Genomic DNA, 21,804 nt, shown 5'->3' with positions numbered 1-21,804 from the left:
TCAGGTTTGAGACATTTAATCATTAATCGTAATTTCGGTCGGTGGGACACACGACCGATAGATAACTTGGATGAATTTCAACATCGCAAATCTTAGTATTAGATAATTATGATACAGCCTCTCACAAACTAAACCGCATTCGCGGTTTGTTCGTTAATATCTTGCAAACTTAACTTCGTTAACGATTTAGTTTTTAACCAGGTTACAAAAGCAATTCCTACCGTCATGGTACCACCAAAAACTACAGCTGGCACCAGCGTTAATAGTTTGGCAGATAAGCCCGATTCAAATTCACCAATCTCATTCGAAGAACCAATAAACATGCTGTTTACTGCCGATACGCGTCCACGCATATCATCTGGCGTAAGCAATTGCATAATGGTTTGGCGAATAATTACGCTCACACTATCAAAAGAGCCCTCCAGGAATAAGAAAAATAACGTCAGGTAGAAATTTTTGGATAATCCGTAGCAGATAATACTCAAGCCAAAACCCGTTACCGCAATGAGCAGGTTTCGCCATGGTTTTCCCATTGGTGAAAAGCGTGTCATCAACAGCATGGTAATTACAGCCCCGGAAGATGCCGCGCCACGCATCATGCCCAAACCAAAAGATCCTAAATGGAAAACATCCTTCGCAAAAATGGGCAATAAAGCTACTGCACCACCGAAGAAAACTGAAAAAAGATCCAGACTCATTGCCCAAACCATCATCTTTGTTTTAAAAACAAAATTAATTCCCTCTTTTAAACTGTGAAATATATTTTCTTTAGGTACATAATTAGATGGGTGTTTCTTAAAGGTGAAAATGCAAATTAATGAAATAGACACCAGCAACACGATTACGGTATAAGCTGCTGTAATTCCCCAAAGCCAATTTACCAAGCCGCCCGTTAGCGGACCAATGATGGTTGCCAGTTGCCAGCTGCTACTGCTCCAGGTACTTGAGTTTGGATATAATTTCTTAGGTATAATTTCGGCCATGAGTGAGAATGTTGCCGGACCAAAAAATCCCCTAGCCAGGCCGATACAAAATACCAGGCCATACATGATGAGTACAATCAGACCTTCTTCCAAATGGAGGTACTTGCTGGTTACAATTAACATTAAAACTGAAGCGAGCCAAACGCCGGAAAATATTTTAATGAGTAAACCACGCTTTTCACTTTTATCAGCTATGTAACCACCATACAATGCAATGCCAATTGCAGGAATCGCTTCGCATAAACCCACTAAACCCAGCTTTAATGGGTCGTGTGTTAATTCATATATATGATAACCAATCACTACAGCCTGCATTTGATAGGCAAGCGTAAAAAAAAATCGCATCCCTAAAAAAGAACGAAATTCTTTATACCGAAGGGCTGCGAATGGATCTTGTTTTACTATTACGGAATCTGAATCTGACACTAGAAAATATTTATGTACAAAAGTAGGATTAGAATTAAATATTATTATCACTTAAACGTTTTATTTTTCTATCAGACAGGAAATAACAATACTTAAGTAATAAAGAAACCCGATGAAAAACCATTGGCTTATCATCGGGTTTAAAAAGAGTAATCCAGATTTTAGTACCCCGGGTTTTGCTCCAGTAAATTGTTTTTGTTTACTTCATCCCGGCTGAATGGCCTGAAATAAAGTTTATTATCCCAGCTGCGGTTTTCCTGAGCATTTTCAACTACCGGATTGTAAGTATAATCGTAAATTGTAGCATCGTAATGGTAAGGAGCCGACATCGTTTTACCTGGTTTAAATTTGCCTGTTACTTTAATGTAAGTAACCTTTCTACCCAGGGTTTCTTCTGCAATCAGCCACCTTCGGGTATCGTGATAACGCTGCTCTTCGTAAGCCATTTCAATGCGACGTTCGTGGCGGTAAACGGTTCTTAAATCTGCCTGGCTGGTTGCTGTTATTGCAGGCATACCCGCCCTAAAACGGATTCTGTTTAACCATGTTTTGGCGTTATCTAACTCTCCAAGTTCTATGCTCGCTTCAATATAATTGAATACGGCTTCGGTATACCTAAAGAACGGCCACGGAATGGTTTGAGGCGCAGAGGCTTCTACAATATTTGGATCTGGATCGATAAATTTATGATAATAATAACCCGTCCAGCTGCCATTCCAGTTTTCGATTGAACTGGCGCGGGTATCTAAGCCTCTAAAATCGGTTACATTTCCGCCACTGGTTAAATCATAAACACCGGTTTGAATTTGATTGGCTGGATCTACGTTTCCTGAGGCTTTATCGCGGGGTTTCCAGGTGGCGCCATCATACAGAATTGTAGCATAAAAACGTGGGTCTCTATTTTGGTAAGGATTGGCTTTCTGCAAGGGGTTTGTCCAGCTAAATTTGGTGCCATCATTCATTTCGAAATCATCAACCAATAAACCAATTGGTGTATTACCAGCCCAGTTATGGTAACCATTAGGCCCATTTTGCTGTCCATGCCTGTTATTGCTTTGGGTAATAAAATAACGCCCGAAAATTAATTCAGAAGCTGCAGTAGCATCAATACCGGGAGCCTTACTACCTCCACCCATGGCAATGCTTTTAAAGTTGAGTTGACCATCGGTAGCTGGTACAGAAAGGTTTAGTTTATAACCTGCGCCTGCATCTAAGACTGCTTTTGCTGCAGCCTGTGCCAATCGGTAACGGTCGGCCTGATTACCCGAAGCATAAGAAAGAAAGTCCAATTTTTGGGCTGCTATTCCGCTAATTTTTGCCGTAATCTTAGCACGGTCGTGAAGATCGCTTGCCGCATAAATTAATACTCTCGATTTGAGTGCCAGCGCAGCCAGCGAATTGGTACGTCCTTTATCCAACGTTTTCCCAGTAAGCAATTTCGCTGCTTCATCACAATCTTTTACAATGAAGTTTACGCATTCTTCGTAAGTATTGCGTTTCACTTTGAAATCATCACTTAAGGCATAGGTTTTAGTAATAATGGCCACCGAACCATAAAAACGTAAAAGTTGCTGATAGTAATAGGCCCTTAAAAAATAAGCCTCACCCAGCAACTGATCTTTGATTGACTGACTGCTTAATCCATTGCTTCCTCCAGCAATTCTTTCTATGGTGATATTGCAGGCCCTGATCCTGTTGTACATTTGTTTGTAACCCCATGTATCATCTACCCAGCCTAGTGTAGAAGGGTTTATTGTGCCATTATTCACCAGATCGATACCACGGGTTGGGTGTGTAAACAATGCTTCATCAGAAACTGAAGCTAACATTTGTTCAGAAAAACCACCGCTGCTTAAACCATTGTAAATATCATTCACAAAAGCTTGCGCAAGGGCAGGATCGTTCCAGACTAAATCAGCAGATATTTTATCTGGTGGTGCCACGTCCATAAATTCTTTTTTGCAGGCCGTTGCAAAAAAGGCGATTAAAACTAATATATATAGCGTTTTATGTTGAATTATTGCTTTCATATTTTTCATTATTATTGATAAACAGCAGTACATCTTCTTAAAAAGAGGCTTTAATGCCCATGTTAATTACCCTCGCTTGTGGATAATATTGCCCACTGGAATTGGTCGATTCCGGATCCCATACTTTCACTTTATCAAGCGTAGCCAGATTAAGTCCATTGGCATAAACCCGAACAGCATTTAATCCGATTTTTTCTACCACCTTATTTGGCAAAGTATAGCCTAGCTCTACATTTTTGAGCCTGATGTAATTGTTGCTTCTTAACCAATAGGTATTGTTTAGGGCATTGTTGCTATCTGTATAATAAGTAGCTCCCCTGTTTGATAAACGTGGATCTACCGAACTTGGGTTATCAATACTCCAGCGGTTCTGGTAAGACCAATCTAAAAAGTTTCCGATATCACCAGATTCGGTTACACCCACAATCTGCATCCCACCTGTAGCGCCCTGAATTAACATCGATAAATCGAAGCCTTTATATTGAAGATTTAAATTAAACCCACCTGTAAATGTTGGCGTTCCGTTCTGATCTAAACGTATTTTATCATCTGCATTGATTTTACCATCACCATTAATGTCTTTAAACTTCATATCGCCGGGGCGAAGATTATTGGTTAAGGCACTATAATTTAAAGTATTGGTATTAATATCTGCCTGATCTCTGAATACACCATCGTAATCATACACCAGCCAGGAGTTAGTCACCTTCCCTGTAGAGCGTTGCCATTCTGGAGCGCCGGGGGTTTCATCCCAGAAAATAATCTTGTTTTTGGCATAACCACCATTTACACTTACCCCGAAATTTAAATCACCCACCTGGTCGTTATAGCTTAATTTAAATTCGAAACCTTTATTATTTACTTTACCTAGATTAACAGGTGGCAATTGATCAGTAATGCCCGAACTTTCCGGAACAGAGCTGCCACGACTGATTAAAATATTGGTTCTTTTGTTGTAGAAATAATCAAATTCTAGGGCTAGTTTATTATTCAGAAACGATGCGTCTAAACCAATATTCATATTGTTAGCCACTTCCCATCCAAAATCCAGATTAGGAACTTTACCTTCATACAAAGATTTGGTTATTACATCGTTAAATATATAACTACCAAAATTCATTAAACTGAGGTATTGGTACTCCTGCAAAGCATCACCAAAATAAGCCTCAGCCCCCATTTGCCCATAAGACGCCCTTATTTTTAAATTATTAATGAAGCTTACATTGTTCTTGAAGAAATCTTCTTCTGATAACCGCCAGCCCACAGATACACCCGGGAAAAAACCGAATCGCCTGTTGGTTGGAAAAATATAAGAACCATCTACGCGCCAAAGAAACTCTGCCAGGTATTTCTCTTTATAGTTGTAACCCGCCCTTCCAAAATAACTCAGCCGAGCACGATTAAATAAATTATTGGGATCGCCCGGATTATTACCTAGACTTTGCTCTCTTTCGTCTCCTCCTAATAGTTGTTCTATTGCAGATGACAGGAAGTATCGCCTAAAGGCGGTAAAACCATCATTAGCAACTTCCTCACGGGTTAAACCAGCCATTAAACCAATGGTGTGATCTCCTATTTTCTTATCGTAGTTAATCATTCCGGTTAAGTTCGTAGCCAGTTGTCCACCGGCAGTTTCCCTAAGCCTCGGATCGGTGTATTGCGAGCGAATCGTACCTGTTAAAACAGGCGTTACGCCATCAGCCTCAAAAGTTTTTTTATCCCAATCGTAAAGGGTCCAGGGCAATTGCCAGTTTTTCTGCCTGCCAGAATATTTATCAATTGCAGCGGTTCCGGTTACTTTTAATCCCTCAACACCCGGAATCTTCACTTCTATCTTGCCCGTAGACTGAAAATAATCCCTGATGTCTTTATTGTATCCTGTTATATCTGTAGTAGATACCACCGGGTTGTAACCATATTCAATATCCCTGCCTGGCAATCCGTTAGGCCATTTGGCAATCTCCGTAGGCCTTCCACGCATTAAAAATCTAAAAATATCACCAGTACCTACCGTTGGGAAGTTCCTGTTTTCTTCTCTGGCGGTTACACCCAAAGTTGCAGTAATGTACTTGCTTAATTTTGCTTCGAGGTTAAAACGCATATCGTATTGTTTGTAACCTGTTGCAGAGTTTTTATAGTAGCCATCCTGATTTAGATAACCCAGGGAAACCAGGTATTTAACATTTTCAGAACCACCATTAATTTGTACATTATGCCTTTGCTGCGGAGACCATTTCTGAAAAACAGTATCAAACCAATCGGTATTCGGGTAACGCAAGGGATCAGACCCATCGCCCAGTTTACGAATTTCATCTGGTTTATAGGCCGCATTGATTGTTTTACCTGCGGTTGATTGATAGGTACCCGTAGATTTGAAACTGTTCCAGGCAGCCGACCATTCGTTTGGATTGAGATCAGAACCAAAAATGTTCAGCTCATTTAAGATCTCAGCATACTGCGTGGAGTTAGCCATTTTAGGGATCCGTGTAGGCTGTTGCAAACCATAGCTAAAATCGTATGAAAACTGCGGCTTCCCTGACTTCCCTAGTTTGGTGGTGATCAGGATTACGCCGTTAGCAGCCTGCGATCCATAAATCGCCGCAGATGCATCTTTTAAAACGGAAACGCTTTCAATATCATTTGGATTGATCCTTTCAAGTCCACCTGCCCGGTTAGGAATACCATCAATTACAATAAGGGCATTATTATTACCTAAGGAGTTAATACCACGAATCCGGATCGTTGACCCATCGTAACCTGGCTCACCACTTCCCTGCAATGCCGTTACCCCAGGTAAACGACCTGCCAGAGAATTTGATAAGTTTACCGAAGAAGACTTGGCCAGTTCGGTGCCTTTTACTGCGGCTACTGCGCCAGATACAACTGCTTTCTTTTGTGTTCCATAGCCCACCACAATCACTTCAGATAAGTTTTGATTGTTCTCCAATAAACGAACGGTGATATTGGTTTGGTTTTTTACTGGCACTTCCTGATCCGTATAACCTACATAGCTGAAGACCAAAGTAGCATCTTCAGGAACTTTAATGCTAAATTTTCCTGAGCCATCTGTTACGGTAGCTGCAGTTCCACCTTTCAGCTTTACACTTACACCTGGAATGGGGCCTTTTGCATCAGTAACAGCACCCTTTACTACAATATCGACAAATAGGCGACTACTAAGCTCGAATGATAATTTTTTGTTTAATGATGTTTTAGCCGCAGCGGTACTGACAATGGGAGAAAAAACGAGACAACTGCCACAAGCAAAAAAAATGCTTGATCTGGCAAAATCCCTCAACAGATTTTTTTTCATAGTTTTACAATTTATTTGGTTAGAGATTGATTGTAATACAATTTAATACTCATGAAAATTCATAAGTTTTGATCAGCTGTACTTCAAAAAAGCTAACAACTGAGTTAACCATTTAAAAATTTGCTCATTCTAAAATCATCTGTCGAATTTCAGAGTGGTAAGCATTATACACCGTTGGTATCGCAAGACCTAAAACACTAAAACTTATATTCTATAAGGCAAAACAGAGATTAGATAATTTGCATCATCAGTGTTAATGATTGCATTTTCATATTTGGTTACTTCCAATATAGGAATATTAGAAATTAAAAAAAGGGGGACAAAATGATAATTTGGAGGGGCCTACTCGTACAAAATCGGGCCAATGCAGAACTAATAATACGAAGTAAATTATTCTTGTACCGTTTAGAAAATACAGTTGTAGTAGGATTAAGAACTTCACAAACTAACTTACGAGATCAGCATTAAGAAATTTTATCGAAAGATATTCCGCGCTCGAGTTTTTGGAGATGTGCCTTTAACATCGCGTTTTCAGGCTGTATTAATTGAGGATCATTTTCAAAAAGTTCGATAACCGTATTTCTGGCTTCAGATAAAATAATCTGGTCAGTTGCCAGGTCAGCGAGTTTCAGTTCTAGCACACCGCTTTGCTGGGTACCTGTAATATCTCCAGGCCCACGGAGTTGTAAATCGATTTCGGAAATTTCAAAACCATTGTTGGTGCGCACCATTGTTTCTAACCGTACCTTCCCTTCTCTGCTGAGTTTATTGCCGCTCATTAGGATACAAAAAGATTGCTCTGCACCCCGTCCAACCCGTCCGCGCAACTGGTGTAACTGCGAGAGCCCAAAACGTTCCGCATTTTCAATTACCATTACAGATGCATTTGGAACATTCACACCTACTTCGATTACTGTAGTAGCCACCATAATCTGGCTTTTACCATCGATGAATTGTTGCATCTCAAATTGCTTGTCGGCATTTGGCATCTGTCCGTGTACAATACTAATCTGATAATCAGGCCTTGGGAACTGATAACTTAATTGTTCAACTCCTGCTTCCAGGTGCAACAAATCTAATTTTTCGCTTTCTTTAATTAACGGATAAACAATGTAAACCTGGCGGCCTTTTGCAATTTCCTGCTTCATAAAACCAAACATCCGCAGGCGTTGTTCCTCAAACAAATGGCGAGTTTCTATCGGCTTTCTTCCAGCAGGCAATTCATCAATTACAGAAACATCTAAATCACCATAAAGGGTCATGGCTAGCGTACGTGGTATAGGCGTTGCCGTCATGACTAAAATATGAGGAGGAATGATATTTTTACGCCACAGTTTGGCGCGTTGCTCTACACCGAAGCGATGTTGCTCATCAATTACCACCAAACCAAGATTTTTAAACTTCACCTTATCTTCAATTAGTGCGTGAGTTCCAATCAGAATATCAATCTCTCCACTTTCCAGTTGCTCATGTAAAATGGTGCGGTCTTTCTTTTTCGTGCTTCCGGTGAGGATGGCAACCTTAACCAAATCATCTGTTACCAGTTCAGTGATGGATGCATAGTGTTGCCTTGCCAAAATTTCCGTTGGCGCCATCATACAAGCCTGGTAGCCATTATCGTTGGCCAATAACATACTCATTAGCGCTACCGCAGTTTTACCGCTTCCTACATCACCCTGAACAAGCCGATTCATCTGCACCGCCCGCTGGGTATCCATCCGAATCTCCTTAACCACTCTTTTCTGGGCATTGGTGAGTTCGAATGGAAGAAACTCCTTGTAAAACCGGTTTACCTTCTCACCCACTTTTTCGAAACTAGCGCCTTTAAATTTCAACTGGCGCAATTGCTTATTGTGTAATAATTGAAGTTGAATAAAAAAGAGTTCTTCAAATTTTAGCCGCCTCTCTGCAGCATTTAAGTCATCCTGATTTTTCGGAAAGTGGATATTCAACAATGCTGTTTTCTTATCCGGCAATTGGTACTTATCAATAATATATTGTGGTAAACTTTCCGGTACTTGCAGAATCACCTGATCCAGTAAGCCCGCGATTAACCTTTGGATGCCTTTAGAATCCAGGGTAAATTTCTTTAGCTTTTCTGTAGAATTATAAACGGGTTGCAGGGTTAAATTCCCTCTTCCTGTCGGTTTGTTCTGATACAGTTCCATTTCTGGATGAGAAATACTGAATGTGCCGTTAAAGAGCGTGGGCTTGCCAAAAGCAACATAAGCCGTTCCAACGATAATATTTTCTTCCACCCATTTTAAGCTTTGAAACCAAACCAATTCCATGATTCCGGTTTCATCCTTAAAAACGGCAACAATACGTTTTGTCCTTTTATCTCCAATTACTTTTTTACTGATCACCCGACCAATAATTTGAATGTATTGTGAATCGGGATTGATCTGATTGATTTTAAAATACTTTGTACGGTCGATGTAGCGAAAGGGATAGTGCGACAGCATATCTCGAAAAGTAAACAGACCTAAGTCTTTCTTCAAAACATCTGCACGACTTGGCCCTACGCCCTTAATAAACGCTATAGGTGTATCTAAAATCGAATTGAACAAGGCAATTATTGTTTTTTATAAACTAGATTTTTGAGTAATTGTGCGTTAAAAATAACGATAGAGAAGAGCAAAAGCAAATAAGCAAAGAGCTGATGAACATCAATTTTCTCTTTAAAATAGAAAAACGCCACGGCGAAAGCTACAATTGGATTGAGATAAATCAAAATGCCCAGTGCTGAAGATGGCATCCCCAGAAGTGCATATGAATTTAAAAACAATGGAATAATGGTAAAAACAACGGCAATAAGAAAAATATGCGACCAAAAGAAAGTATCTGCCGGAAAGGCACTGGATTGCGAAAAATAGAGTGGCAAAATCATTAATCCGGATAAGATTAGATGGACACCCAGAAAATTAAACTTATCTACTCCCTTAATCACCTTTAATACGATGACATAGATTGCATAGAATGACGCAATCAGAACTGCCCACAGCACCTCGTGTAGTGAACCAGTAGCCAATAGCAAAATACTGATAAAAGCGATCAACAATGCCGCTATTTTGGTTTTGGTTAATTGTTCTTTTAAAATGAGAAAGCCGCAAAGGGCTGTAAGTAAAGGGCAAACCATATAAGCGAAGGCTGCTGCCTTTAAACTGACACTATTTACTGCATAAATGTAGGTAAACCAATTACCCGTAATTAAAAATGCTGATAAAAGTGTTAGGAGTAATATTTGAACTTTTTTACTTCGGGAAAGCGAAGTTAAAAAAGTAAGATCACTTTTTAGTGCGGCTCTCCTGAACAAAAGGATTACACTCCAAACCATAATGATAGAAACAAATATTCTATAATATAGAATTTCTTGCGGAAGATAGCCTTTGATGTTACGCAAGGGGATAGACATTGTTCCCCAGATAATATAGGGGACAATGCCAGCCAGAAAATATTTAGTCTTACTATTTGCCAAATTATGCCACAATGGCAATTACAGAAATTTCTACATTCACATTTTTGGGTAATACGGATACTTGTACGGTTTCGCGGGCTGGAAATTCTGCCGTAAAATACTGACCATAAATTTCATTAACCTGGGCAAAAGTGCCCATATCACTTAAAAAGATTGTAGATTTAACTACGTGGTCGAAAGTTAAGCCAGCTTCTAATAAAACCGCTTTCAGATTCCGCATTACCTGGTGGGTCTCTTCTTCAATGTTGCTGATGTTTAATTCACCGTTTTCAGGATTGATGGCTACCTGGCCCGATACGAATAAAAAGTTACCTGCTTTTACAGCCTGACTATATGGCCCGATTGGCGAAGGAGCATTCGTTGTCGTAATAATTTGTTTCATAGAATTTTTAAGGTTTATTTAGCAAGCCATTGAATTAACTTGTAGATGATGCCTGCCAGAAAAATGGTGATCGCCAATGCATTAATAAAATGCATAATTTTTATGTTAATGTTATCTGGGCGATTGGGGTCTTTTTTTCTGAAGAAGTACATAGTACAAACTTAGCTAAAAAAGCATAACACAAAAACTAAAAGGCACAAAAAAAGTCCCGATTTGCATCGGGACTTTTCTTTAAGCTTTATATTGAAATACTAGTTTCTAGCAGTTTCAACACGACGGTTTTGGATACGACCTTCTTCAGTATCGTTAGAAGCAATTGGATTAGCTTCGCCTAAACCTTTAGTAGCAACTTGACTAGCAGTTACGCCAGAGTTTACTAAGTAAGTTTTAACAGAATTTGCTCTGTCTTTAGATAATTTCATGTTATATGCAGCAGTACCTTCGCTTGAAGCGTAACCGTTTACAGTTACTTTACCACCGTTTTCACGTAACACTGAAGATAATTTATCTAAAGTAGGATAAGATTCAGTTTTTAATACAGATGAGTTGAAATCAAAAGAGATTTTTTCGAAACCTGTTACGTTAGTGTTAGTTGAATCAGCTGTGAATTTTGGAAGTGGACATCCTGATCCATCAACAGCAGTACCTGCAGGAGTTCCTGGGCATTTGTCGAATTGATCAGCAACACCATCACCATCAGTATCTTTTTTCAAATCTTCAACAGATTTTTCAACGTTAGATACACGGTTTTTCAAAGCTTCAACTTCTTGACGTAAAGTAGGATCTTTTAACTCATCGTACATAGTAGCTAATGGGTTAGACCATTCTAAACTTGGTTTCGCAGAAGAACCTAAAGAGAATTCTAAACCAGCATAACCGTAAGAGAATTTATCTTTAGAAGTACCGTTTGCGTAAACTCCATCAAAGTTATCAGCGTCAACAAAGTTCATCGTGTAACCTAAGTTAAAGTTAACACGCTCAGAAACTTTGAATTTAACACCAGCACCAACTGGAATGTAGAAACCTTTTACGTAGTCTTTAGCTTCGTGTCTATCACCTACTGGACCGATAGCACTACCTTTCCAGTCAATTACAGTACCATTTGCTTGAGTTACTTTTGGAGCATAAGCTAAATAACCAGCACCAGCAGTTAAGAAGAAACCTACTGAGTTCTCACGACGTAAGAAATCGATAGAACCTAAGTTAACAACACCACGTAAATCAACAGCATATTGTAATTCAGTTTCGAAATCACGAGCAGTAGATGTTACTGGACCAGCGGTTGCATCATTTGAACCAGAAACTTTACCACGTACACCATTTAACTCTAATGAGAAAGAGTGACCTAATTGTTTACGGATATTTAAACCATAACCTAAGTTAACATCCCATTTGTTAAAATCATTAGTACCACCAATGGCAACAACTGGTGCTAATACACCACCGTTAACACCGATTGACCAAGTTCTGTACTGTCCTCTTCCACCAAATACCTTGGTTGAAGAAGTAGTTGCAGGAGCATCCTGAGCGACAGCAAGAGAAGCAACTCCTGTTAATGCCACTAAAGAAAGCGCTACACTTTTCTTTAAAGTAGAATAATTCATAATCTTTTTCTTTTTTTAAGGGTTAAACAATTTAATTGATTAATTTTTTGTAATCGCAAAATTAAACAAAATTTTAAATTTTCAAACTTTTATACAAACTCCGTTCCAAACTTCTTACGAAAAATGGATTTTAGTACCTTTGATCCCTATATAATTATTAATGCATAAATTATGAAATATCCTCAAATTGATCAATCACTTTTCATCTTAAATAGAAAAAACTTTACCAAACAACTAAAAGACAACTCTTTAGCCATATTTAATGCTAATGATGAATTTCCAAGAAGTGGCGATCAGAACTTCATCTTTAAGCAAAATCCAGATTTATTTTATTTATCAGGAATTGACCAGGAACAGACTATTTTACTTTTATATCCGGATTGTCCTAATCCTTTGTATAAAGAAGTCCTGTTTTTAAGACAGACGAACGACTACATTAAGGTTTGGGAAGGATATAAATATACAAAAGAACAGGCAAAATCTGCATCGGGCATCACCAGTATATATTGGCTGGAAGATTTCGACAATATTCTGCATAGCATTGTTCATTATGCCGACCATATGTATTTGAATACAAATGAAAATGACCGATATGCCCATTCCGTACCTCACCGCGACCTGAGGTTTATCGATCAGATGCGATCAAAGTACCCGTTGCATCAGTACGAACGTGCTGCTCCTATTATGCGTAGTTTAAGGGCTGTTAAATCTGATGTTGAAATCGCACTCACCAAAAAAGCGTGCGCAATTACTCGCGATGCTTTTGTTAGGGTATTGAAGTTTACTAAACCAGGCGTAAAGGAATATGAAATTGAGGCAGAGATTATTCATGAATTTATCCGCCAGGGAGGAACTGGCCATGCGTATACGCCCATTATTGCATCTGGCCACAACGCCAATATCCTCCATTATAATGATAACAACCAAACCTGTAATGCAGGTGATGTAATACTTTTTGATTTTGGCGCAGAGTATGCCAATTATAATGCAGACATGAGCCGGTCTATTCCGGTTAGCGGCCGTTTTACGACCAGGCAAAAAGAAGTTTATAATGCGGTATTGCATGTGATGAAAGAAGCAACAAAACTATTAGTAGCAGGAACCGTTTGGAATACCTATCACGAAGCAGTTGGCGAAATCATGACCGAACAACTAATCAACTTAAAATTAATATCATCTGATGATGTTAAAAACCAAAATGCTTCCTACCCTGCCTATAAAAAATACTTCATGCATGGAACATCTCATCACTTAGGTATTGATGTGCACGATTTTGCAGGTAGATATACGCCTTTCGCCGAAGGCAACATTTTAACAGTTGAGCCTGGAATCTATATCCCTGAAGAAGGTTTAGGCATTCGATTAGAGAACAACATCCTGATCACTGCAAATGGAAATATCGATTTAATGGCAGACATTCCGCTGGAGGTAGCCGAAATTGAAGACATTATGAATGGATAATTGCACCCAATGATTCTCATCCAAAACATCAACGGTTTGAAACAAAAATAACTGCCAAAAAAAATGTCCCGATTTTCGTCGGGACATTTATAATTATCATTTGAAGTTATTTACTTTACTGGGCAGGAAAACTGAAATTAAATGCTCCCTGTTCTGTTACGCCAGACATATAAACCATGCCGTTTCTGGTTTGAGGTAAAGCTTTTTGAACATCAGCAACGCTATTTACTGGCTGTCCATTTACTTTAGTGATAATCAATCCTTTTTCTACTCCAATATTATCGAAAGCTTTTCCGGTAGTAATAGAAGTAACTACAACACCGCTATTAATTCCTAATTTTGACTTTTGAGCTGGAGTTGCGGGCGTAAAAGTTGCACCAAGCTTAGATACTTCAGCAGATTTAGTAGCCGCTGTATTGGCTTCTGGATTTATACTCGCTTCACCTTTTAAGGTTACCGTATAATCTTTTAGTGAACCATCTCTTAATACTGTTAATTTAACTTTATCGCCTGGGTTTAAACGACCAACCTTTTCCTGTAAATCAGGGGAATCGTTAATCACCACGCCATCAACTTTCTTAATTACATCACCAGATTTTAAACCTGCTGCTTCTGCACCACCCTTTGCTACTACATCATTCACATATAAACCACTAATTTCATTGGTTTTAATTCCTGCAGGTTTTTCATCACCACTTAAAGGCACAAAGCTAACGCCAATATAACCACGCTTAACTGAACCGTATTTCATAAAATCATCTACGATTTTACGGGCTAAGTTTACCGGGATAGCAAAGCCATAACCTTGGTTGTAGCCACTTTGGGAAGCGATTGCAGAGTTGATTCCAACCAATTCACCGTTTGCATTTACCAATGCACCACCACTGTTGCCAGGGTTAATTGCCGCATCGGTTTGAATGAAAGATTCGATGCTGGTATTTGCCGGACGCTCAGGTCTTTTACCTGTACGTTGATACTCTCTATATTCTTCTTCAGTAATCTCGTTTCCTTGTTGTTCACGACCGATAATCCCAATACTACGGTTTTTCGCACTCACAATTCCAGCCGTTACGGTAGTTTGCAAATCAAGCGGAAAACCAACTGCCAATACCCACTCTCCAACTTGCACATTATCTGAGTTACCCATTTTTACCACTGGTAAGCCAGTAGCATTCACTTTAATTAAAGCTAAATCGGTATTCGGATCGCGACCAATTACCTTCGCTTCAACTTTACGTCGATCTGTTAATACTACTTCAACTTTCTCTGCATTTTCAACTACGTGATTATTGGTTACGATATAGCCATCCTGACTGATAATAACCCCCGAGCCTGATGCTGCTCTTGGCTGACGTTGCATTTGGCGACCGCCGCCACCAAAGAAATCTTCCATCATATCGAAAGGTGAAGAACTTCCTTCTTTACTTCCTGAAGCCGAATAAGTTGTTTTAATGTGAACCACACCTGGTGCAACTGCCGCTGCGGCCTGCGTAAAATCTGTTGCGCCCGCAGATGTAACTTTAAGTGGATTATTTGCGAAATATAAATTCTGTTTTTCAGAAATTGTAGTTCCAGTTTGGTTACGCTCAAATAGTTTATAACCTCCAATTGCTGCTGCCCCACCTATAAAAGCAGCTAACACGGTAATTCCTAGTATTTTTTTCATGTGTTTGTATATTGTTTTTTAATGGTCATGAAGCTATTAAAAGCGACTATCGAATTTATTAAACGCCTTTAATGGTTTCAAATGTTTATGTATTATTTTTTTAATCCCCTCAATTAATACAAGTTCTTTTGCCGGCAAATTGTTTGATTCACTTGTAACGCCTCAGGTTCTTAAATTTTTAAAAATTGGCAGGAGCTTTTTATTTACTTTGTTTAAGCAGAATGCTCCAGCAGTTTCTTATCTGCCTAAATTTTCTTTCGTAAGTTTATTCAAATTTAATACCATATCAACGATATTTGCATAACTAAAGCATCTACATCCGTGTTAAAAAATGTTAAATGAATGAACACTAAAATGCTTAACATTTACTGCGACTTAAAGATTGCATAAAAAAATGAAGATTCAATGAAAACTAAATTCTATAAATACCAGGGTGCAGGAAACGATTTCATCTTAATAGACCACACTCACGCCCCATTAGAAAATATTGATAATCAGCTTATTGAAAATTTATGCCACCGGAGATTTGGTGTTGGGGCTGATGGGTTGATGTTCGTAACAAGGCATGAAGAGTACGATTTCGAAATGCATTATTTTAATGCAGATGGCAAATTAGGTAGCATGTGTGGTAATGGCGGGCGATGTATTGTTGCTTTTGCCAAACATCTTGGCATTATAGAAAAAGAAACAAACTTTTTGGCAGTTGACGGTTCACACTATGCCAGAATTTCAGAAAGTGGTGAATGGGTTGATCTTCAAATGATTGATGTAAGCATCATTGATCGTGATGATGAAGCATACGTTTTAAATACAGGTTCTCCACATTACGTCACTATACAAGATAATTTAAAAGATTTTGATGTATTTAATGAAGGCAAAAACATTCGCTATAACCAAACTTACAGTGAAAAGGGTATAAATGTAAACTTTGTTGAAGATCATGGTGATCATCTTTTTGTACGCACCTACGAACGAGGCGTTGAAGATGAAACTTATGCCTGTGGCACTGGCGTAACTGCTGTAGCCATGGCAATGGCTAAACATAAAAACCAGACTGGCCATATTACAACTAATATTAAAGTATTGGGTGGAGATATTAAAATTGAGTTTGATTACGATGGATCTACTTTTAGCAATGTGTTTTTGTGCGGCCCTGCTAAATTAGTTTTTGAAGGTGAAATAGATTAATATTAGATAGTGCATGGTTGTAATTATATGAGAAATAAAATTTCGCTGTCTGCAATTTTGGTACTGATAGTTGGTGTTTTATTTGTGAGAATGCTCATATGGACATTTTTTTTCTCCAACGTTGTGATGTTGGCTATGGAGCGCAACAATTTCATTCCTTCAGAGTCTTCTATTTTTTCTTTTGATCCTTATGAAATAAATCAAGGCTCTTCATCTTATTGGATCTATGGTCAAGATAGCGAAAACTATTATTATTTCTCTTATGAGCCGAGTGCTCCTTATATATTTATTCCAAAAATAAACAAGTGCCAGGGTTTTGATCGATTGAACTTCAAAACTTGGTGCGATGCAAAACATGGCGGAGAGAAGTGAGCGTGATTACCAATGTGGTACCTAAATATGGTTTTACCAAACTCCAGATCGAGTCACTTTGACCTGATGATGCTAGATTATTATATCAGCCCGTTATTTTCTTGCCAAATAATCATAAGATAAACGGACCATTCAATGAAGAAACAAATGTGTACATTATACACTAACTAGAGATCAAAGCGACCGATTTGACGTACATTTCGTCAATAAAAAATTCCCATTTTACTACATTTTAACACCATTTAACGCTTTGTCTCAAGATAATTACACTTAAAAAAAACGATAATAAATACGTCAAAACCCTAACAGATAAGCCTTTAATGATGTCCTAATCCATTCTTAATCCAAAAATAAATCAATCGATTGATTAAATGACAGAAATTGGACAGATTTATTTTTTTTTAGGCGCTATTTTTGGGCAGAAATTGTGAACTCAAAATCCTATTGTGACGACGATTTCAATCCGGAAATAATTTAAAAACACACACGAATACTCCATGAGAAAAGTAACAACTCTCTTTTTTAGCATGAGCATTGGAATGCTTCTGGCATCCTGCGGAAATAACGACGATGCTAAAAAAGCGGCAGCAGCAGCAGCGGCTGGTCCACAGGCTTACCCGGTTTTTGCCGTTAAATCGCAAACAACAGAATTAAATTCAGATTATCCTGCCACTATGGAAGGTATTCAAAATATTGATATCCGCCCTAAGGTTGATGGTTTTATTGAAAAAATATTGGTTGATGAAGGTACTGTGGTTAAAAAAGGTCAGTTGCTTTTTACCATTATGGCGCCCCAATATGAGCAGGAAGTTAGAACAGCCAGAGCAGCTATAAGTAGTGCTGAAGCAGATGTTAACTCCGCTCAGCTTCAGGTAAACAAAACAAAACCACTTGTAGAGAAAGACATTATTAGCAAATATGATTTAGATGCTGCCCAACTTACCTTACAAAGCAGAAAAGCAGCTTTAGCACAGGCAAGAGCAACTTTAGCAAATGCGAAGGTAAATTTAGGTTACACTTCCATTACCAGTCCGGTAAATGGCGTAGTGGGTAGCATCCCATTCAGACATGGAAGTTTGGTGAGCAGTTCTAGCACAGAGCCCCTAACAACCATAGCAAACACCACTAAAGTTTACGCTTACTTTTCTTTAAATGAAAAGCAACTTTTAGATTTCTCTAAAACTTATAAAGGAAACACGCTAGCACAGCAAATGGCTAACATTCCTGCGGTTAGTTTGGTATTAGCCGATGGAACGGTTTATGCTCAAAATGGAAAAATTGAATCGATTAACAGCCAGATTAACACCAATACCGGATCAGCAAGCCTAAGAGCAACTTTTCCGAATCCTATTTCTTTATTAAAATCTGGCGGAAGTGCATCGGTAAGGATTCCGCAAAAAGTTGAAAATGCTATTTTAGTTCCGCAAAAATCTACCATCGATTTACAGGGTAAGAAATTCGTTTATGTTTTAGGCGATTCAGCTAAAATTGTCAGCACTGAAATTCAGGTGATGGATTTAGCAAAAGATAAATTCTATGTGGTAACTAAAGGATTAAAAGCAGGCGATAAAATTGTTCTGGAAGGTTTCCAATCTCTAAAAGATGGTGTTAAAATTAAACCTGAAGAACAAAGCGCTGATTCGGTTTACGCAGAGATCAAACAATAGTAATATAATCAGTGCAATCACACTTATTATCAGTGTAATCAATATTAATTATGTTTAAAAAATTCATAGAAAGACCGATTTTATCAACGGTAATATCCATTATCATCGTTATTCTCGGTGTTTTAGGTTTAGCCACTTTGCCGGTTTCACAATATCCCGAAATTGCGCCGCCAACAGTGCAGGTTTCAACTTCATACCAGGGTGCAAATGCCGATGTGGTAATGAATAGCGTGGTTGTTCCGCTGGAAGAACAAATAAATGGTGTGGAAGACATGACCTACATGACTTCAACCGCCAGTAATGATGGAACAGCAGCTATAACAATTAACTTTAAATTAGGTACGAACCCGGATTTAGCAGCTGTAAACGTTCAAAACAGGGTAGCGCGAGCTACCAGTTTGCTACCTGCAGAGGTTACCAAATCAGGTGTAATTACTGCTAAAAGACAGGCCAGTAACGTATTGATCTTTGGTCTTTACAGTGATGATCCTTCTTACGATCAAAAATTCTTGCAGAATTATGCCAACATCAATATCATTCCGCAAATTAAACGTATTAGTGGTGTAGGTGATGCAAGTGCCTTCGGAACATTGGATTATACGATGCGTCTTTGGTTAAAGCCTGATGTAATGGCCACCTATGGTTTAGTTCCAAGTGATGTAAATACAGCATTAGCTGATCAGAACGTAGAGGCTGCTCCAGGTCAGTTTGGTGAACAGGGCGATCAGGCATTTCAATATACCTTAAAATATACCGGAAGATTAAAAGATGAAGCACAGTTTGGTAACATTATTATCAAAACAGCAGATAACGGACAAATCCTTCGTTTGAAAGATATTGCCAGAATCGAATTGGGTGCACAAAGTTATGCCAGTGCGGTAAGTTTTAATGGTAAGCCTGCATTAGGTATTGCCATTAACCAAACAGCAGGTTCTAATGCGAAAGAGGTTATTGAAAACTCCATTAAAACCCTGGATGAAGCCCAAAAGTCTTTTCCAAAAGGTGTTCACTATTCAACATTAGTAAACGTTAACGATTTCCTTGATGCTTCAATTGAGAAAGTAATTCATACTTTAATTGAAGCTTTCATCCTGGTATTCTTAGTAGTATTCATTTTCTTACAAGATTTCCGTTCTACTTTAATACCAGCGATTAGTGTTCCTGTAGCTATTATTGGTACTTTCTTTTTCTTAAGTCTGTTTGGTTTTACCATTAACTTATTAACCTTATTTGCACTCGTACTCGCCATTGGTATTGTGGTGGATGATGCGATCGTAGTAGTGGAGGCCGTCCATGCGAAACTGGATGAAGGTTATACCGATGCCAAAAAAGCTACGATAGATGCAATGGATGATATTAGTGGGGCGATCATATCGATCACACTGGTAATGGCGGCTGTATTTATCCCGGTAAGTTTTATCCAGGGATCATCAGGTGTATTCTATAAGCAGTTCGGTTTAACGCTGGCAATTTCGATTATCTTATCAGCGATTAATGCGTTAACATTAAGTCCGGCTTTGTGTGCAATATTCTTAAAACCACACGCTGATGATCACGGAAAAAAGAAAAATTTCCTGAAGCGTTTTTATGCGGCATTTAATACGTCTTTTGATGCGGTAACCAATAAATATAAAAAATCGGTTAGTTTCCTTTCTCATAAAAAATGGATCGTTGGCGTAGGGATTTTATTCTTTACCGGCGTTTTGGTTTGGACAATGAATACCACGCCAAAAGGTTTCGTACCCAATGAAGATTTAGGAACGATCATGTCTGATATTTCTTTGCCTGCAGGTACTTCGCAAGAGGAAACCAATATCGTGATTGCAAAGATTGACAGCATTGCACATGGTATTCCAGAGATCAAAAATACGTTAAGAGTAGTTGGCCGAAGTATGATTAGTGGATCTGGTAGTTCTTACGGGATGGTAATTTCAAGATTATCACCATGGGATGAACGTAAGGGCCGGGATGTTAAAGTGATTATTGGCGAGTTGTTCGCCAAAACAGCAAGCATTAAGGGTGCGAAGATTATCTTCTTTGCGCCGCCAACGATCCAGGGTTTCGGAACAAGTGGTGGTTTTGAATTTCAATTACAGGATAAAACCGGTGGAGACATCAAAAAATTCAATGATATCGGCAATGGGTTCTTAGCGGCTTTAAGCAAAAGACCAGAAGTTCAGTATGCGTCTACATCATTCAACCCAAATTTCCCTCAATATCAAATTGATGTAAATGTGGCGAAAGTAAAACAGGCCGGTTTAACCGTAGCTGATGTTTTAGGGGTGATGCAAGGTTATTATGGTGGTGTTTATGCCTCCAACTTTAACAAGTTTGGTAAACAGTTCAGGGTAATGTATCAGGCTGATGCCCAATACCGCTCAAATGAGCAAACTTTAACCCGAATTTTCGTGCGTAACGGAAGCGGACAAATGGCGCCAGTTTCTGAGTTTATCACTTTAACTAAGGTATATGGCCCACAAGCCATTTCACGTTTCAACTTATTTACTTCGATTTCAGTAACTGGTAATCCAAATCCTGGCTTTAGTTCTGGTGATGCCTTAAAAGCCGTACAAGAAGTTGCTGCAGAAACTTTACCAGCTGGTTATGGTTACGAATTCTCAGGTTTATCAAGAGAAGAAATAAGTGGAGGAAGTCAAACTGTATTTATCTTCTTACTTTGTATCATCTTTGTTTACTTCCTGTTAGCAGCTCAATACGAAAGTTATATTTTACCACTGGCTGTATTAATTTCACTGCCTATTGGTTTAGCTGGCGTATTTGTCTTTGATAAAATCTTTGGTGTAGATAACAACATTTATACACAAATTACACTAATCATGCTCGTAGGTTTATTAGCCAAAAACGCCATTCTAATTGTAGAATATGCAGTTGATAGAAGGCGAAAAGGGATGAGTATTGTTAATGCTGCAATTGATGGTGCTACTGCTCGTTTGCGCCCGATTTTAATGACATCTTTCGCCTTTATCTTAGGCTTATTGCCTTTGATGTTATCATCTGGTGTTGGAGCTGCCGGTAATACATCAATTGGTACCGGTGCAGTAGGTGGTATGTTAATCGGAACATTGTTCGGTGTTTTTGTAATCCCTGCCTTGTTCATCGTTTTTCAAAGTTTGCAGGAGAGAATCAGCGGTAAGTCTCCTTTCGAAGAGGGAATTGAAAAAGAACAAACATCAGAAGAGTATGAATTGGCGACCAGTCAGAACAAACATTAAT

14 protein-coding genes are annotated in these 21,804 nt (G+C 38.7%); 5 read left to right on the top strand and 9 right to left on the bottom strand.

Annotation, left to right across the window (positions count from 1 at the left end):
* Positions 1-128: 128 nt before the first annotated feature.
* The 8 genes from ACN1CD_RS03975 to ACN1CD_RS03940 all read right to left on the bottom strand — a co-directional run bounded on the left by ACN1CD_RS03975 (position 129) and on the right by ACN1CD_RS03940 (position 12,216).
* On the bottom strand, positions 129-1,409 hold the full coding sequence (locus ACN1CD_RS03975) for an MFS transporter (RefSeq protein ID WP_419128950.1): 1,281 nt from the start codon (positions 1,407-1,409) through the stop codon (positions 129-131).
* Positions 1,410-1,570: 161 nt separating this feature from the next.
* Positions 1,571-3,439, bottom strand: a complete 1,869-nt coding sequence (locus ACN1CD_RS03970; RefSeq protein WP_419128949.1) for a RagB/SusD family nutrient uptake outer membrane protein — start codon at positions 3,437-3,439, stop codon at positions 1,571-1,573.
* Positions 3,440-3,476: 37 nt separating this feature from the next.
* Positions 3,477-6,752 carry a SusC/RagA family TonB-linked outer membrane protein gene (locus ACN1CD_RS03965; protein ID WP_419128948.1) on the bottom strand — a complete coding sequence of 1,092 codons (3,276 nt, stop codon included), beginning with the start codon at positions 6,750-6,752 and terminating at the stop codon, positions 3,477-3,479.
* Positions 6,753-7,216: 464 nt separating this feature from the next.
* Positions 7,217-9,322 (bottom strand): ATP-dependent DNA helicase RecG, encoded by a 2,106-nt coding sequence (gene recG, locus ACN1CD_RS03960; protein WP_419128947.1) that lies wholly within the window; start codon positions 9,320-9,322, stop codon positions 7,217-7,219.
* 5 nt (positions 9,323-9,327) lie between these two features.
* Positions 9,328-10,230, bottom strand: a complete 903-nt coding sequence (locus ACN1CD_RS03955; RefSeq protein ID WP_419128946.1) for an EamA family transporter — start codon at positions 10,228-10,230, stop codon at positions 9,328-9,330.
* Position 10,231: 1 nt separating this feature from the next.
* Positions 10,232-10,612 (bottom strand): RidA family protein, encoded by a 381-nt coding sequence (locus ACN1CD_RS03950; RefSeq protein WP_419128945.1) that lies wholly within the window; start codon positions 10,610-10,612, stop codon positions 10,232-10,234.
* A 14-nt stretch (positions 10,613-10,626) separates the two neighbouring features.
* On the bottom strand, positions 10,627-10,764 hold the full coding sequence (locus ACN1CD_RS03945; RefSeq protein WP_419128944.1) for a DUF6728 family protein: 138 nt from the start codon (positions 10,762-10,764) through the stop codon (positions 10,627-10,629).
* A gap of 99 nt (positions 10,765-10,863) precedes the next feature.
* On the bottom strand, positions 10,864-12,216 hold the full coding sequence (locus ACN1CD_RS03940; RefSeq protein WP_419128943.1) for an OmpA family protein: 1,353 nt from the start codon (positions 12,214-12,216) through the stop codon (positions 10,864-10,866).
* 171 nt (positions 12,217-12,387) lie between these two features.
* On the opposite strand from ACN1CD_RS03940, the gene ACN1CD_RS03935 reads away from it, so the two are divergent.
* On the top strand, positions 12,388-13,677 hold the full coding sequence (locus tag ACN1CD_RS03935; protein ID WP_419128942.1) for an aminopeptidase P family protein: 1,290 nt from the start codon (positions 12,388-12,390) through the stop codon (positions 13,675-13,677).
* A gap of 115 nt (positions 13,678-13,792) precedes the next feature.
* Here the strand turns inward: ACN1CD_RS03935 and ACN1CD_RS03930 are convergent, their stop codons facing one another.
* A complete protein-coding gene (locus ACN1CD_RS03930) occupies positions 13,793-15,343 on the bottom strand; it encodes a trypsin-like peptidase domain-containing protein (protein ID WP_419128941.1) in 1,551 nt (516 codons plus the stop codon).
* 405 nt (positions 15,344-15,748) lie between these two features.
* Here ACN1CD_RS03930 and dapF point away from each other — a divergent pair, with 405 nt between their 5' ends.
* The 4 genes from dapF to ACN1CD_RS03910 all read left to right on the top strand — a co-directional run bounded on the left by dapF (position 15,749) and on the right by ACN1CD_RS03910 (position 21,803).
* Positions 15,749-16,531, top strand: a complete 783-nt coding sequence (gene dapF / locus ACN1CD_RS03925) for a diaminopimelate epimerase (protein WP_419128940.1) — start codon at positions 15,749-15,751, stop codon at positions 16,529-16,531.
* 27 nt (positions 16,532-16,558) lie between these two features.
* A complete protein-coding gene (locus tag ACN1CD_RS03920; protein ID WP_419128938.1) occupies positions 16,559-16,903 on the top strand; it encodes a hypothetical protein in 345 nt (114 codons plus the stop codon).
* Positions 16,904-17,400: 497 nt separating this feature from the next.
* Entirely contained in the window at positions 17,401-18,570 is a 1,170-nt protein-coding gene (locus ACN1CD_RS03915; RefSeq protein WP_419128937.1) for an efflux RND transporter periplasmic adaptor subunit, read from the top strand.
* A gap of 50 nt (positions 18,571-18,620) precedes the next feature.
* Positions 18,621-21,803: an efflux RND transporter permease subunit gene (locus ACN1CD_RS03910; RefSeq protein WP_419128936.1), complete on the top strand. Its 3,183-nt coding sequence runs from the start codon at positions 18,621-18,623 to the stop codon at positions 21,801-21,803.
* The last annotated feature ends 1 nt before the right edge of the window (position 21,804 follow it).

It is taken from the genome of Pedobacter sp. N23S346 (assembly GCF_048515415.1).
Classification (GTDB): Bacteria; Bacteroidota; Bacteroidia; order Sphingobacteriales; family Sphingobacteriaceae; genus Pedobacter.
Note: the sequence above shows the minus strand (reverse complement) of the source record. Positions and strands in the feature narration are given on the sequence as shown.

Excerpts from the sequence above, each read along its gene's own strand:
- ACN1CD_RS03970 (WP_419128949.1), bottom strand. The coding sequence starts at position 3,439 with ATGAAAGCAATAATTCAACATAAAACGCTATATATATTAGTTTTAATC.
- ACN1CD_RS03965 (WP_419128948.1), bottom strand. The coding sequence starts at position 6,752 with ATGAAAAAAAATCTGTTGAGGGATTTTGCCAGATCAAGCATTTTTTTT.
- ACN1CD_RS03950 (WP_419128945.1), bottom strand. The coding sequence starts at position 10,612 with ATGAAACAAATTATTACGACAACGAATGCTCCTTCGCCAATCGGGCCA.
- ACN1CD_RS03945 (WP_419128944.1), bottom strand. The coding sequence starts at position 10,764 with ATGTACTTCTTCAGAAAAAAAGACCCCAATCGCCCAGATAACATTAAC.
- ACN1CD_RS03940 (WP_419128943.1), bottom strand. The coding sequence starts at position 12,216 with ATGAATTATTCTACTTTAAAGAAAAGTGTAGCGCTTTCTTTAGTGGCA.
- ACN1CD_RS03935 (WP_419128942.1), top strand. The coding sequence starts at position 12,388 with ATGAAATATCCTCAAATTGATCAATCACTTTTCATCTTAAATAGAAAA.
- ACN1CD_RS03930 (WP_419128941.1), bottom strand. The coding sequence starts at position 15,343 with ATGAAAAAAATACTAGGAATTACCGTGTTAGCTGCTTTTATAGGTGGG.
- dapF (WP_419128940.1), top strand. The coding sequence starts at position 15,749 with ATGAAAACTAAATTCTATAAATACCAGGGTGCAGGAAACGATTTCATC.
- ACN1CD_RS03920 (WP_419128938.1), top strand. The coding sequence starts at position 16,559 with ATGAGAAATAAAATTTCGCTGTCTGCAATTTTGGTACTGATAGTTGGT.
- ACN1CD_RS03915 (WP_419128937.1), top strand. The coding sequence starts at position 17,401 with ATGAGAAAAGTAACAACTCTCTTTTTTAGCATGAGCATTGGAATGCTT.
- ACN1CD_RS03910 (WP_419128936.1), top strand. The coding sequence starts at position 18,621 with ATGTTTAAAAAATTCATAGAAAGACCGATTTTATCAACGGTAATATCC.